Here is a 12,781-nt window from a genome sequence, read left to right on the forward strand (position 1 = left end):
AATCTCCCTGAAATGCTCTTGTTAGGTCGTGTTGTCGTTGCGACTATTGGTCAATTCGCGCGCCATGGCAACAAAGCCGGACACCGGAATGGTCTCGGCGCGGCGGGTCGGATCGATGCCCGCCGCAGCCGCCAGCCGCGCGGGATCTGCTGGCAGCGATTTGAGACTTTGCCGCAGCATCTTGCGGCGCTGGCCGAAGGCCGCCGCGGCGACCTGCTCGAGAGCACGGCGGTCGCACGGCTCCGGAGCAGGGCGCGGCACCAGCCGTACCACCGACGATGTGACCTTCGGCGGCGGCACGAAGGCCGATGGGGAGATGTCGAACAGGATTTTGGTCTCGCAACGCCAATTGGCGAGCACACCGAGCCTCCCATAGGCCTCTTCGTTCTCGGTCGCCACGATGCGCTCGGCGACCTCGCGCTGGAACATCAGCACCATCATCTCGTACCAAGGCGGCCACGGCTCGGCGGACAGCCAGCCGATCAGCAGATGCGTCGCGATGTTGTAGGGCAGGTTGGCGACGATCTTGGCTTTGGTGCTGCCGAGATAGGGCCTGACGTCGAAAGTGCGGGCATCCGTGTAGACGATCTCGAGCCGCCCGGGATAGCGATCGGCGATTGTCCGCAGCGCGGGAATGGCGCGCTCGTCGTGCTCGACGGCGATGACGTGCCGGGCGCCGAGCGCCAGCAGGGCCCGTGTCAGGCCGCCGGGTCCCGGGCCGATCTCGACCACGGTGGCGTCTTCGAGCGGACCCGCGGCGCGCGCGATCCGGGCGGTGAGGTTGAGATCGAGCAGGAAGTTCTGGCCGAGCGCCTTGCGCGCCGACAGCTGGTGCTCGCGGATGACCTCGCGCAGCGGCGGGAGGTCGTCGATCGCGCTCATGACGATTGGCGGGCCATGCGCGCGGCGAGCTGCAGGGCCGCGATCAGACTCGCCGGATTGGCGCTGCCCTTGCCGGCGATCCCGAACGCCGTGCCGTGGTCGGGGGATGTCCGGATGAAGGGCAGGCCGAGCGTGACGTTGACGCCGTCGTCGAAGGCCAGCGTCTTGATCGGGATCAGCGCCTGGTCGTGATACATGCAGACGGCGCAATCATAGGTCTTGCGCGCCGCCTGGTGAAACATCGTGTCGGCCGGCAGCGGCCCCTGCACATCGATGCCGGCGTTGCGCAGATTTGCGATCGCAGGCGCAATGATGGTGTCTTCCTCGGTGCCCAGCGTGCCGTCCTCGCCGGCATGCGGATTGAGCCCGGACATCGCGATGCGCGGCCGCGACACGCCGAAATAGCGGCGCAGGCTGGCGGCAACGATGCGGGTCGTCGAGGTGATCAATGGGCTTGTGAGCTGCTCGATCGCGTCGCGCAACGCGACGTGGATGGTCACGGGCACGACGGCCAGCATCGGCGACCACAGCATCATCACGGGCTGCGGCACGGTGCCGCCATCGGCGGCCAGCTCGGCGAGAAACTCGGTGTGGCCGGGATGCGCAAAGCCGGCGCGGTAGAGAACGGCCTTCGCGATCGGGTTGGTCACGACGGCGCCTGCGCGCCCGGCCTTGACGTCGGCCACGGCCTGGCGGATCGAACCGATGGCCGCCTCGGCGCTGGTCGCGTCGGGCCGGCCGGGCGGGGCGGTGATGCGATGTCCCGTGGAGACGACGGGGAGGGCGCTCGCGAACGCTTGCGAGGCCTCTTCGGGCCGCGCCTCGGCGATCGGAATCTGCAGGTCCAGGAGCTTGGCGCGCTGCGCCAGGAACGCGGGATCGCCGAGCACATAGAAGGCGGGCAAACCGAGCTCGGCGCGACGCAGCCAGGCCAGCAGGGTGATGTCCGGTCCAATGCCTGCTGGCTCGCCCAGCGTGAGCGCGAGGGGAATCGTCATCAGCGATATTCGATCATCGCCGCCTTGCGGACTTCCTGCAGATAGGCCTTCGACGTCGCCTCATATTTCTTGGCGTACATCTGTTCCTTGATCTCGCGCGCCTTCGGCGTATCGACCGTGGTGGGTGTACGCGCGCAGAGCGCGACCATCTGAATCCCCTGCTTGGTGGCTTCTGGCGGGGTCAGGTGACCGATCGGGGTGTCGTCGAGCAGCTTGCGCAGGTTAGGCGGGATATCGGCGGAGGTCTTGACGACGATCTCCTTGACGACGGCATTCGCCGTCGTCCTGGAGATGTTGTTGGCGTCCGCGCAGCTCTGCACCCGTCCACGCAGCGCCTCGGCCTCCTTCTGCCGGATTTCCATCGCGCCCTGGTTCGACGAATTCGGCACGATGAGAACCACAGGCTGCATCTTGTATTCGAAGGATTGGCCCTGCTGACCGGTGTCGCCGCCGGCGGCAGCGACCGCTGCAGCGACGTCCTTGTCCGAGACGAACAGGCGTTCCTTGTAGCGGCCGCGCACAAGGCTGGTCCAGACGATCTCGGCCTTGATGCGCTGCTTGAGCGTCTCCGGCCGCACGCCCTGGCTCTCGAGCGACCGTGTCAGCTGCTCGGCGTTGAGGCGCATGCGCGAGCCCATGCCGGCGAAGGACTGGTCGATGTCGGATGAGGATGGCTCGACGCCGAACTTCTTGCCTTCCTTGATCTTCACCTTGTCGTCGATCAGTTCGTTGAGAACCTCCTGGCGGCTCTGCTGCTTGTGTGTGCTCAGGAAATTCAGCTTGCTGCGCTGCTCGATGTCGTAATCGGTGATGGGATCGCCGTTCACCATGACGACGATGCTCTGGGCGTGAGCCGATGTCATTGGAGCGCCCCAGGCCAGCGCAGCGACCGCGCAGAGGGGCAGGATCAAGAGGCGGGGAAGGAACGGAGACGTCATGACTGAGCTTCGCTGTTCGCAATAAATCCGATCGGGAGCAGAACCACGGATTTGGCTGCAGGGCTTGGAACTCACCGCCCAAAAACCATGGCTTTCGACCCATACGCTGAGCCGCATCGGGCTAAACCGCTTTGGGCGGAACCGCAACAGGTTAACGCGAGGCCTCTCGAGTCCGGCCGCCGGAGCCAGGGCAACGCCGGCAAGACCGGCACGCGCTACTGGATGCCTCCTCCGGCTCCCGTCGACGACGAATTGGCCAGCGTCCGAAGTCCGATCTGCAGCATGTAGGCATGGCTCAGAACGGGGGTGGTGACGCCTGTCGTGTAATTATAGGACGTTACGTAGTTGGCGGCCAGCACGAAACAATCGTCCACGTAGCCCGCGCCGATCACATACTGGTTGATCTTGTTGGCCGCGAGATCCCAGCGCGCCGCACCCGTCACCACCCAGTTCGGCGCAACCTTCACCGAGCCGCTGCCGAGGATGCCCTCACGGCGGTTCAGGTAGCCGATGGCCGGGTCGGCGGCATAGTTGCCGTAGGTAAGGGCGACCGACCAGCGGTCGAAATTCGCCTTGGCCTCGGCCTCGAAGCGCTGGACGTTCAGCGTCTGCTGATCGAACCGGCTGCGCATGCTGAACGTGTAGGTGCGGTTCGGCGAGTAGTCGACCCGGGTGACGTAATCGGACGCGGTCTTGTCCAGGCCGGAGCCGATGCCGGTGTTGTTCATGTCCTGGACGGCGAAGGAGTTCAGGCCGAACAGGTGATAGGACTGACCGAACAGCACATTGATGGTGCCGCCCCGATCGAACTGCGTGGTGGCCTGAACGCCGACATTGGCGCGGCCGCCGCCCTCGATGCGGTCGTAGCCGGAGAACTTGTCGACGCTGAACAGATTGCTGGCGTCGAACACCATGCTCTGCGCGTCCTCGTTCGGCAGCCGGCCGGCATAGGTCTCGTTCGGGCGGATGATGACCTGGGCGATCGGCTCGATCGTCGTCGTTCCCCACGGCTGAACGTTGATGAACGGATAGCGGTATTCCAAGCCGACGGTCGGCATCAACCGCAGCGCCTGGGTATCGCCGGTCGGCAGGAAGTTGCCGACGCCTGGTTGCGCCGTCACGTTGGCGTTGATCGCGTCGGCGCGCAGGATCGCGAATGGCGTCCAGATCTGGCCAAAGGGATCTGTGAACGACTTCCGCCACTCCGCCTGTGCGGTCAGGCGGGTGTAGGTGCCGGGCATCGCGCGCAAGAGGCACTGCGTCGGCAACCGCGCGAGCGGATCAGCCGATGTGGTCGTGCAGAGGCCGTTGGTGTTGGCCGTCGTCGTGATCGGATCGAACACCGCCTGTTCGCGGGTGAGATTGACAAAGTTCGTCTTGTAGCTGAACTCGCCGCCGAACACCGGGTAGTTCAGCACGTTCGAGTAATCCAGCACCGGATAGACCACCGGCACCGTCTGCTGATTGCCCGAAAAGCTCAGATAGTGCATCGCCCGGACATCGAAGAAACTGCGGCTGCCGACACCGGTCAGAAACAGCTGCGAGATCGCCTCCGTCGGCAGGCTCATGAACGAGTTGAACGGGTCACGATATTGCGCCAGCCGGTAGTCCGACAGGAACGTATAGTCGGACAGCAGGATGCCGTCCCAGCCGAACACCCATTTGTCGTTGAGCGCGAACTGGCCCTTGGTGTCGATGCCGCCGCGGAACTGGCGGTCGCCGGGCTGGCCGGCGAACGCGTTGCGGTTCAACTGGTCGATGCCGTAGAGGCGGACCTGATAGCCGCCATTCTCGAGGCGCTGGCGGAATTCGGTCTGCACCAGCACGCCCTGCTTGGAGGTGATGCGCGGCGTGAAGGTCGCGTCGTAATCCGGCGCGATCGCCCAGTAATAGGGGATGTCGACGCCGAAGCCGTAGCCGGCGGTCTGGGTGACGCCCGGCATCAGGAAGCCGCTCTTGCGCTTGACCGTCGGATCGGGCGTCGAGAAGTAGGGGATATAGGCGAGCGGAACGCCGAAGAATTCGAGCTGCGCGTTCTCGAAATACAGCATCTTCTCGGTCTGGTCGTGGATGATGCGCGCACCCTTGACCTGCCACAGCGGCGGCTTCTTCGGATCGTCCTTGCACGGCGCGCAGGCCGTATAAACACCGTTCTCGAAGACGGTGTAATTGCCCTTGGAGCGGTCGGCGCGGGTCGCGGCCATCCGCGTCTGGTCCTCGGTCTCGACGCGCAGCGAATCGACGAAGCCGTCGCGATAATCGTCGGAGAGGTCGAGGCTGTTGGCGTAGGTGATCTTGCCGTCGGCGTCGGTCATGCGGATGTTGCCTTCCGCATGCAGGCGCTTGGTCTTCTGGTCGTAGATCACCCGATCGGCTTCGACCGAGGTGCCGTTGTAGAACAGTTGCACGTTGCCGACCGCCGACACGCGCGAGTTGTTGTAGTCGTAATCGACCTCTGTCGCCTGAACCAGCATCTGGTTGTCGTTGGCGACGCGGGGCGGCGGTGCCTTCGGCGGCCGCGGATTGTAGGTGAAGCTCTGGGCGGCGGCAGGCGAGATCAACGCGTCCACGGTGGTGGCGAGCACGAGGCCGAGCGTCAGCGCGAACGCGCCTGCAAGTACGGCAGACCCGGCGCAACGGGCGCGCGCGCACGCAACACGCGCAACGGCATGCAGCCGGAGCGCGGCGAGCGCGGTCTGACGGACGGCAACGAACGACACTAGCCGTCCTCCTGGTAGAGCAAAGCCATAAAACCGGTGAGGCCGCCGACGAACACCGGCAGCCACGCCGCAGCGATCGGATCCATCAACGCAGCCTTGCTCAAATCTTCCGTTACTTTCGACAGCACGTAGAGCAGAAAGCCGGCGCCCACGCCACTCAAAACCATTTTTTGAACGCCACCCATACGGAAGAACCTGAGGGACACGGACGCAGCCAGCATGACCATCGCAGCCAGCAAAAATGGCTGTGCGATCAGCTTATGATACTGCAGCCGGTAGCCCGCGGTCGCGAAGCCCGAACTTTCCGACGAACGGATGTAGCTCGGCAGTTGCCAAAACGACACAGTTTCGGGGGTGGAGAAACTGTTTCGGACCTGTGCCGGCGTCAAAGTGGTGGGCAGGATGAACGTCGGTTCGTCCACCGGCGGCGCGTCGAGCGAGAATCGGCGCACTGACTTGAACACCCATTGGCCGTCTTCGAGTGACGCCTCGCGCGCTTCGATTCGGTCCTTGAACCGATTCTTCGTATCAAAACGAAACAGCGTCAGCCCGGTCAGCCGGACACCCTGCTGCTCGCTGCGCGCGGCGTTGATGATGACAGAGCCGTCCGGGTTGAGCTGATTGAGCCAGAAGCCCGACGCATCCTGCACGCCGCCGCCCGGCGCGGAGCCGAACAATTCAGCCTCCATGCGCTTGGACAGTTCGCGCAGATTGGCCGACATCGGGTTGTAGAGCGTCGTCGCCATCAGGCCGAGCACGATCGCGCTGGCGAGCGCCGGCGCGATGAACTGCCAGGCGGACACGCCGGCGGCGCGCGCGACCACCAGCTCGAGCCGGCGCGACAGCGCGAGATAGCAGGTCATGGCGCCGATCAGTACGCAGAACGGCATCATCTTCTCGAGCAACTGCGGCACGCGAAAGAGCGACGTTTCAGCCACCATGAGCGCCGAGGCGGAGGCCAGCCCCGAGGTCCTGCGCACCATCTCGATGTAATCGACGAGCACGAGGAGCAGGAAGATGCTCGCGAACACGCCGACAGCGGAGACCAGGAAACGGCCGGCGAAGTAGCGGCCAAGTGTGTTGGTGACCATGCTCATGCGGTGGCGGGCCTTCTGAACAGCCGCGCGATTCGCGCATTTGAGCGGTTGATCGCCTCCATCAGCCGCGCCGGCGGCTCGACGACCACGCCGCCGACGATGATCCAGATCGACAGCGCGAGGACACCGAACAGCATCACGTACTGGATCAGCGCCGCGATCGGGGTTTTCACAGTCATCACCGAGCAGGCGAAGCCGGCCATTCGCACGCCGAACACGGCGAGGATGGCGCTGCCGAACGAGAAGTTGCGGCTCTGGCGAGTGGTGCGCGGCGCCCCGAGAAACGCGAAGGTGAGGGCGGCGAAGGCGAACGGATAGATCGGGGCCAGGAAGCGGTCGTGCAATTCCTGCCGGAATTGTCCGGGGATCTGCTTGTAGATCGGGTCATCCTCGGCCGGCGCCATCAGCTCCCAGACGTAGCGCTCGCGGATGCCAAGCGTGACGTCGCGGCCCTGATTCGAGAATTTCGACATGTCGAAGGCGTAGCGCGCGAACGCCACCATGGCCGGCTCGCGCTTGCCGATCTCGAACCGCTCCAGATTGCCGTCCTCCAGCACCAGGAACGAGCCGTCGGCGTTCTTCACCACGGTGCCCTTTTCGGCGATGATCGTGATCCGCTCCTTCGGATCGCGGCGGTCATCGATCAGGATGTTCTTCAGTTCGCCGCCCGGCTGGCGCTCGCCGATCCGGATCGTCAGATTCTGGTCGAGCTGCGCAAAACGACCGGGCTGCAGGATGTTGGTGAGCACGTCGGCGGTGATCTCGGCGTCCCACTGCTTGATCCGGCGCAGGCCGTCGGGCGCGATGTAGGACGCCAGCAGGGTGACGAGCAGGGCGACCACGCAGGTGGCATAGGCGAACGGCACGAACAGCCGGATCGGCGACATGCCGGCGGCGTTCATCACGATGATCTCGGAGTCGGTCGCGAGCTTGTTCAGCGTATGCGAGACGGCGATCATCAGCGCAATCGGCGCGATGACGCCAAGCAGCGAGGGAATGACCAGGCCGGTGATGCCGAGAAAGGTCAGGATGGTCTGGCCCTGGCTGGTCATCAGGTCGATGCCGCGAAGCGCCTGTGTAATCCAGATGACGCCGGTGAGGCTGACCAGCACCAACGCAAACGACGCCAGCGTCGTGCGAAAGATGTACCTGTCGATGGACCCCATCGTGTGCGCTCGATCCCCAATCAGCAGTCCCGGAACGAGCGCTGCAGCCGACCTTGAAACGGGTCCGAAGCTTGCTGTCGCCGTCGCGTTCCAAGGGCCGTGAATATCTTTACCATCCCTTTGATCCGTCGACAAAATGGCTGTGGCGTGGCGCCACGAAAATGTGGTCGAAATTTCATCGTTGTGGCCGCCCCGCCACGCGAAGACTTGGCAGCCCCGGCCAAGGCAGCCATACTGCTGCCAAGTTGGGTTCCGAACTGCCGCCATCCCCGTCTGTCCGCTCGGATTTCGGCCCGGTCGCGGCGGCTCTCATGTCGAAAATTTGGAGGTTTGCTTGATGTCCGACACCGTCAAGGTCGGCTTCGTCCCGCTGTCGGCCGCTCCCCGCGGCATCGTGGCGGCGTTTTGTGACGACTCGCTGCGGCTAGGAGCCGCGACCGACAAGGCGCTCGGGGGAGCGGCGGAGCTGATCAAGCGCGCGGCCGGCGCAGCGCGGTTCAAGGGCAAGGACGGCGCGGTGCTCGATCTGCTGGCGCCCGAGGGAATTAAGATTCAGCGCTTGATCGTGATCGGAACGGGCAAGGGCGGCGATCACAAGGAACGGGATTTTCTCAAATATGGCGGGACTTTAACGGGAAAGCTCAATCCCGGAACTGAAGCCGTGACGGTGCTGGCCGAGCTGCCGGCGGGGCACATGACGCCCGACCAGGTCAGCTCCCTGGCTGCCGGCATGAGGCTTCGGGCCTATCGATTCGACCGCTACAAGACCAAGAAGAAGGATGACGACGGCAGCGTCAGCGCGACCGTCTCGATCGCCGTCGCCGACGTCGCCGCGGCCAAGAAGGCCTTCGCGCCCCGCGCCCATGTGACCGACGGCGTGATCCTTGCCCGTGACCTCGTCAACGAGCCGCCGAACGTCCTCTACCCGGAGGAGTTCGCCAAGCGCGCTGCCGAGCTGCGCAAGCTCGGCGTCACCGTCGAGATTCTCGACGTGCCCGCGATGAAGAAGCTCGGCATGGGCGCGCTGCTCGGCGTCGGCCAGGGTTCGGCGCGGCCGAGCCGCACGGTGGTGATGCGATACAATGGCGGCAAGAAGGGCGACCAGCCGGTGGCGTTCATCGGCAAGGGCGTCTGCTTCGACACCGGCGGCATCTCGATCAAGCCGGCTGGCTCGATGGAGGACATGAAGGGCGACATGGGCGGCGCCGCCTGCGTCGTCGGTCTGATGCACGCGCTGGCGGCGCGCAAAGCCAAAGCCAATGTGATCGGCGCGATCGGCCTGGTCGAGAACATGCCGGACGGCAACGCCCAGCGCCCGGGCGACATCGTCACCTCGATGTCCGGGCAGACCATCGAGATCATCAACACCGACGCGGAAGGGCGGCTCGTGCTCGCCGATGTGCTCTGGTACGTCGCGACCAAGTACAAGCCGAAATTCATGATCGATCTGGCGACGCTGACCGGTGCGATCATGGTCGCGCTCGGCACCGAGCATGCCGGCCTGTTCGCCAACAATGACGATCTGGCCGAGAAGCTGCTGAAGGCGGGGAAGGAGACCGGCGAGAAGGTCTGGCGCATGCCGCTCGGCTCCGAATACGACAAGCTGATCGATTCGCAATTCGCCGACATGAAGAACACCGGCGGCCGCCACGGCGGCTCGATCACGGCCGCGCAATTCCTGCAGCGCTTCGTCAACGACACGCCCTGGGCGCATCTCGACATCGCCGGCACCGCGATGGGTGCGCCGAAGTCGGAGATCAACCAGAGCTGGGGCTCCGGCTACGGCGTGCGCCTGCTCGACCGTCTCGTCTGGGATTCCTACGAAGCAAAATCGTAAGGGTCGACGGCACGCATGACCGAAGTCCTGTTCTATCATCTGCAGAGCATGACGCTGGAAGGCGTGCTGCCGCCGCTGCTCGAGAAGTCGCTCGAGCGCGGCTGGCGCGTCGTGGTGCAGTCCACCTCCGAGGAACGTGCAGATGCGCTCGATGCGCATCTGTGGACCTATCGTGACGATTCGTTTCTGCCGCACGCCACGTGGCGCGTGGCCGATGTGGCCGAGCAGCCGATCGTGCTGGCGATCGAGGAGAGCAATCCGAACCGCGCCAACGTCAGGTTCCTCGTCGACAACGCGCCGCTGCCGTCGGACTCGCAGAGCTATGAACGCATGGTGCTGGTGTTCAACGGCGACGATCCCGATGCGCTTGCTGCAGCGCGGTCGGCATGGACCGATTGCAAAAACCGTGGATTCGAGGTCACCTATTGGCAGGCCGACGAACGCGGGCGCTGGCAACGTCGGCAATGATGGCGTAAGTCGCGACATCGTCCACGCATGCATGATGGCAGCGTAGGGCGATTAATGATAAACCGCCGATTTGCCGGCAACAGCGTTGGCAAAGTCACGAACGTGCCGCAAAGTGATGGTGGGACAACACCTTAGAGTGTCCACAGGTTGCAATTCAGCAAGGTTCATCGTGCGAGATCATAACAAACAACTGACGCGCGTTCTGCCGTTCCTTTTGCTTGCAACGGTCGTGTCCGGATGCTCGAGCACGCCGGATTTCCTGTCCAAGGATGCCGAGTGGTTCAACCGGCCGCAGCGCCTGTTCATCAGGAATATTTCGATCGACTCGCCGCCGCTATCGCCTGAAAAGCCGGTCGGCCCGGAAGATCTCGTCAGCGCGGATGGCGGTTGTCCCGGCATGGCGCCGGCTGCTGGTGCGAATGCCCTGAGCAGCGATGCGGCGGCCGCGCCGCCGCCGGCCGCGGGCGGCTCCGTCGCCCTCGGTCATACCGAGTGCGACGTGGTGCGCGGCATCGGTGCGCCCGACAGCGTCAACATCGGCAACACTGGCGGCGACCGCGTTGCTACCGTGACTTGGCTGCGCGGTGCGCGGGCCGGCGTCTACACCTTCACCGCGGGCCGACTGTCCGCGGTGGAGCGCGCGCCCGATGCCGGTCCTGCTCCGAAGGTGGCCAAGCCCGGCAAGGCCAAAAAGCGGGCCACCTGATCCTGCGTTCGCTTTGCACAGACGAATGCGAGATCGTCAGCTGATCGCCTCATCATAGAGCGTGCTGGCTTCGAGCCATTGCTCCTCAGCCCGCGCCAGCGCATCGGCCGCGTTTGCCCGGGCCTTCGACAATTGCGCCGCCTGCTTCGGATCGCGGGTGAAGATATCGGGCAGCGACAGCGCGCTGTCGATCTTGGCGATGATGTCGGTGATGCGCACAATCTCGGCTTCCGCGGCGGTGATCTTCTGCTTCAACGCGCCGCGTCTGTTGTCGCTGCGCGGCCGCTCGACCTTTTCCGTCACCTGCGGGCGGTCCGTCTCGCGCGCGGCTGCACCGCTGCGCGACGACAGGACCATCCGCCGGTAGTCGTCGAGATCGCCGTCATAGCTCTTCACGGTGCGATCGGCGACGACCCACAGCCGGTCGGCGCAGGCCTCGATCAGATAGCGGTCGTGCGAGACCATGATGACCGCGCCGGGAAACTCGTTGATTGCTTCGGCGAGCGCGGCGCGGCTGTCGATATCGAGATGGTTGGTCGGCTCGTCCAGGATGATCATGTTCGGGCCGAAGAAGGTCGCAAGGCCGAGTAGCAGCCGGGCCTTCTCGCCGCCCGAGAGACTCTTCACCGACGTGTCGGCCGCCTTACCGGAAAAGCCGATCGCGCCGGCGCGTGCACGCACCTTCGATTCCGGCGCATCGCCCATCAGCTTGCGCACATGCGTATAGGGCGAGCCCGTTTCGTCGAGCTCATCGAGTTGATGCTGGGCGAAATACGCGATCGACAGCTTGTCCGCGCGGGTGACCTTGCCGGAGAACGGCGCGAGCCGGCCGGCGAGCAGCTTGACCAGCGTCGACTTGCCATTGCCGTTGGCGCCGAGCAGGGCGACGCGGTCATCGTTGTCGATGCGCAGGGTGACGCGGTTGAGCACGGGCTGCGCGGGATCATAGCCGACCGAGGCATTGTCGACCGCGATGATCGGCGGCGACAGCAGCTTCTCGGGCGCGGGGAAGCTGATTTCGTGCACGTCCTGGGTGACCAGCGCGGTGATCGGCTTCATCCGCTCGAGCATCTTGACGCGGGATTGCGCCTGCCGCGCCTTCGACGCCTTGGCCTTGAAGCGTTCGACGAAGGCCTGCAGCCGGGCGCGCTCGGCCTCCTGGCGCTTGACCGCCTTGGCGTCGAGCATCTCGCGCGTCGCGCGCTGCTCCTCGAACGACGAATAGGAGCCGCGATACAGCGTCAGCTTGCCGCGGTCGAGATGCAGGATCTGATCGACCGATGTTTCCAGCAGATCGCGGTCGTGGCTGATCACGATGACCGTGCGCGGATAATGCGCGAGATGGTCCTCCAGCCACAGCGTGCCTTCGAGATCGAGATAGTTGGTTGGCTCGTCGAGCAGCAGCAGGTCGGGCGCGGCGAACAGCGTCGCGGCGAGCGCCACGCGCATGCGCCAGCCGCCGGAGAATTCCGAGCAGGCGCGCGCCTGGTCGGTCGCGGAGAAGCCGAGGCCACTGAGGATGGCGGCCGCGCGCGCCGGTGCCGAATGCGCGTCGATGTCCACGAGGCGGGTCTGGATCTCGGCGATGCGGTTGGGGTCCTCGGCCGTTTCGGCCTCGCGGAGCAGGGCGTCGCGCTCGAGGTCGGCCCTCAGAACGACCTCGATCAGGCTTTCGGGGCCGCTCGGGGCTTCCTGCGCCAGGCTGCCGACGCGCCAGCGTGGCGGCAGGCTGATGCTGCCGTTCTCCAGCGACAGTTCGCCGCGGATCGCCTTGAACAGCGTCGACTTGCCGGTGCCGTTACGGCCGACCAGGCCGACCCGCGCGCCGGGCGGGATCTGCACCGAGCTCTGGTCGATCAGAAGCCGTCCGGCGAGGCGGATGGAGATGTCGGTGATGGAAAGCATGCGCGCGTTGTCACCGCGCGCGCGGTCAAACGCAACCAGTTTGTGTCGGTCTCAGCGCACCGGT

At 65.0% G+C, this 12,781-nt stretch carries 10 protein-coding genes; 3 read left to right on the forward strand and 7 right to left on the reverse strand.

The annotated features are described in order from the left end of the window. Positions 1-21 precede the first annotated feature (21 nt). The 6 genes from rsmA to lptF form a co-directional block, all read right to left on the reverse strand. On the reverse strand, positions 22-882 hold the full coding sequence (gene rsmA, locus BRADO_RS15555; protein WP_011926272.1) for a 16S rRNA (adenine(1518)-N(6)/adenine(1519)-N(6))-dimethyltransferase RsmA: 861 nt from the start codon (positions 880-882) through the stop codon (positions 22-24). Beyond that, positions 879-1,880 (reverse strand): 4-hydroxythreonine-4-phosphate dehydrogenase PdxA, encoded by a 1,002-nt coding sequence (gene pdxA, locus BRADO_RS15560; RefSeq protein WP_011926273.1) that lies wholly within the window; start codon positions 1,878-1,880, stop codon positions 879-881. The genes rsmA and pdxA overlap by 4 nt, the downstream gene beginning before the upstream one ends. After that, complete coding sequence (locus BRADO_RS15565; protein WP_041756564.1) at positions 1,880-2,818, reverse strand: SurA N-terminal domain-containing protein; 939 nt, start codon at positions 2,816-2,818, stop codon at positions 1,880-1,882. Before BRADO_RS15565 ends, pdxA begins: the two co-directional genes overlap by 1 nt. A 215-nt stretch (positions 2,819-3,033) precedes the next feature. Further along, positions 3,034-5,538: an LPS-assembly protein LptD gene (locus BRADO_RS15570; RefSeq protein ID WP_011926275.1), complete on the reverse strand. Its 2,505-nt coding sequence runs from the start codon at positions 5,536-5,538 to the stop codon at positions 3,034-3,036. Continuing rightward, positions 5,538-6,635: an LPS export ABC transporter permease LptG gene (gene lptG / locus BRADO_RS15575; protein WP_011926276.1), complete on the reverse strand. Its 1,098-nt coding sequence runs from the start codon at positions 6,633-6,635 to the stop codon at positions 5,538-5,540. The genes BRADO_RS15570 and lptG overlap by 1 nt, the downstream gene beginning before the upstream one ends. After that, the gene (lptF, locus tag BRADO_RS15580) at positions 6,632-7,801 is read right to left on the reverse strand and encodes an LPS export ABC transporter permease LptF (RefSeq protein WP_011926277.1); all 1,170 of its coding nucleotides are present in this window, start codon (positions 7,799-7,801) and stop codon (positions 6,632-6,634) included. The genes lptG and lptF overlap by 4 nt, the downstream gene beginning before the upstream one ends. Before the next feature lie 337 nt (positions 7,802-8,138). On the opposite strand from lptF, the gene BRADO_RS15585 reads away from it, so the two are divergent. The 3 genes from BRADO_RS15585 (at position 8,139) to BRADO_RS15595 (ending at position 10,812) form a co-directional block, all read left to right on the forward strand. Further along, a complete protein-coding gene (locus BRADO_RS15585; protein ID WP_011926278.1) occupies positions 8,139-9,638 on the forward strand; it encodes a leucyl aminopeptidase in 1,500 nt (499 codons plus the stop codon). 15 nt (positions 9,639-9,653) lie between these two features. Continuing rightward, the gene (locus tag BRADO_RS15590) at positions 9,654-10,106 is read left to right on the forward strand and encodes a DNA polymerase III subunit chi (RefSeq protein ID WP_011926279.1); all 453 of its coding nucleotides are present in this window, start codon (positions 9,654-9,656) and stop codon (positions 10,104-10,106) included. 214 nt (positions 10,107-10,320) lie between these two features. Next, positions 10,321-10,812: a hypothetical protein gene (locus tag BRADO_RS15595; protein WP_011926280.1), complete on the forward strand. Its 492-nt coding sequence runs from the start codon at positions 10,321-10,323 to the stop codon at positions 10,810-10,812. Positions 10,813-10,848: 36 nt separating this feature from the next. Here BRADO_RS15595 and BRADO_RS15600 read toward each other — a convergent pair whose 3' ends face one another. Beyond that, complete coding sequence (locus BRADO_RS15600) at positions 10,849-12,717, reverse strand: ABC-F family ATP-binding cassette domain-containing protein (RefSeq protein ID WP_011926281.1); 1,869 nt, start codon at positions 12,715-12,717, stop codon at positions 10,849-10,851. Positions 12,718-12,781 lie beyond the last annotated feature (64 nt).

This window comes from Bradyrhizobium sp. ORS 278, from assembly GCF_000026145.1.
Lineage (GTDB): Bacteria > Pseudomonadota > Alphaproteobacteria > Rhizobiales > Xanthobacteraceae > Bradyrhizobium.